The organism is Moorena sp. SIO3I6 (assembly GCF_010672095.1).
Window position 1 is genome coordinate 1 of sequence record NZ_JAAHHU010000928.1, and the last position, 1,939, is coordinate 1,939.

The 1,939-nt window shown below is 48.3% G+C and carries 1 pseudogene; it reads right to left on the reverse strand.

Annotation, left to right across the window (positions count from 1 at the left end):
* Positions 1-288: 288 nt before the first annotated feature.
* Positions 289-1,939: pseudogene (locus F6K49_RS44570) on the reverse strand (hypothetical protein); the annotation flags it as partial.

Consider the following 1,939-nt stretch of genomic DNA (forward strand, 5'->3'; position numbering starts at 1 on the left):
TGATTTTGCGACCGCAGTCTTGGGAAATCCCTGTTAGTTTAATAATGGCTCTCACCACTCCTCTCCCAATCCTTGCCTAAATCCTAGTCTCTATCACTGTTTCGACTACTTTTGCCTAATGGATAGCTTTTTTAAGGGGGGCTGGGGGGGATCATAATCTTGCGGAAAACTTTGAAAACACGCCCTAGGCCGGGGAACCCGGCCTAGGGTCGCACCTCAAAACTAGTTGAAATTATCCTAGACTTAGGGTAAATTTGTGTGGATTCAGTTTTAATTTTGTAACACTACTTAAAAACAGCTGTGATGATTAATCCAACTCCCATGGCTAATTTGGGTAGGATAGGCCACCAACTCGACAATTCCCTGGTCATTAATGATCCACCCTTGGGCTTCAATGATCGGTAATTTCTGATTCGTAATGGCTGTTTGATCACGGTCGTGGTGATACTGTAGTCTTCTTCTGAGGGAACTCCGGGTTTTCCTGCTCTTGACTGGTTGTGTATTGCCTTCATCAACCATTAACCGTAAATCGGGTACCACCACCTGACCCCGCAACACCCCAGTTGGGTCAGCCGGGAGTCCTCCTCCTCCAGTGACCACAAAACTATTCCCATCTACGGCTGCACAACTAGTCACAATTTGATTGCTGGTATCTACCACATCTGCGGGAAGCTTGGCTAGGGCTTGGAAAGGGTTGACATCTAGGGTATTGAGGTTGACGGTACCATCAATACCAAGTTGAGAAGAAGCGGTAATCTCACTAGTGCGATCGCTAAAAATTCCAATGGCAGTAATAGTAATATTTCCCCCGCGTCCCAATATGGCATTGGCAGTAATATCACTATTCTCTAGGGCTACCAAAAAGTCGGTAGTGATGGTGATATTCCCACCAGTGGCACTCTCACGGGCGTTGGTAGTGATGGTACTGTTGTTGCGTAAGACTACAAGCTGGGCATCAGACAGGGTAATATTTCCTTCGTCTCCAGCAGTAGTTTCGGCATTGAGGGAACCATTATCGAGTTGGATGGAATTGGCATTTACTTCCAAGGTGCCAGCAACACCGGTACCAGTACTACTGACCGTTGCTAGGGCTTGATCGCGAAGGATAAATGTCTTGGTATTGAGGTTAATCGAACCCGCTTGCCCATCTCCTATTGCTCTCGATGCGATCGCACTCTCTTCCCCATCTGGGTCAACTCTGTCTGCTCCCAATATTGCTAATCGGTCATTGTAGGTAGGGTCAATGCCAGAGAGGGTGATTGTATCAGTTGCATTGATGGTAATACTGCCAGCATCACCGCCACTGGAGCCAGAGGTGAGAATTTGAGCTCCATCGGTTAATGATAGAGTGTCTCCATTCACAGTAATTTCACCACCAGGAAAGTTACTACGGCTTCTAGCGCTAATAACTGCCCCATTATCTAGGCGTGTAGTAGGGGTATTAATCGTAATATCCCCACCACTCCCTGTAGCCATAGATTCGGTGTTGGCAGAGATGCGACTGGATTGACCACCTCTGCGACCACCGACGGGACTAACCCCAGAGAGGGTAATGCTCTCAGTAGCCTTAATCTCGAGATTACCAGCATCTCCGTTGCCAAAGGTAGCACTCCGTACCTCCGCCCCATCGGAGATCCTAAGCTTTTGGGTATCAACGGTCAAAGGTCCCCCATCCCCTGTAGCTGTTGGTTGAACACTGCTAAACAAGCCGCTAGTAGCATCACCATCCGCTGAAATCCCCATCAGCTCTACATCAGTAGCCCTTACCGTTAGGGTACCGCCATTGCCTTGACCAAAGGTAGCACTACTTATCTGTGCTCCATCCCTCACTGTCAGCCGTTGGGTATCAATGGTCAACGTCCCCCCATTCCCTGTAGCGTTTGGGATAACGCTACTAAACAAGCCGCTACTGAACCCAATAGCACTTCCACTAACCTCT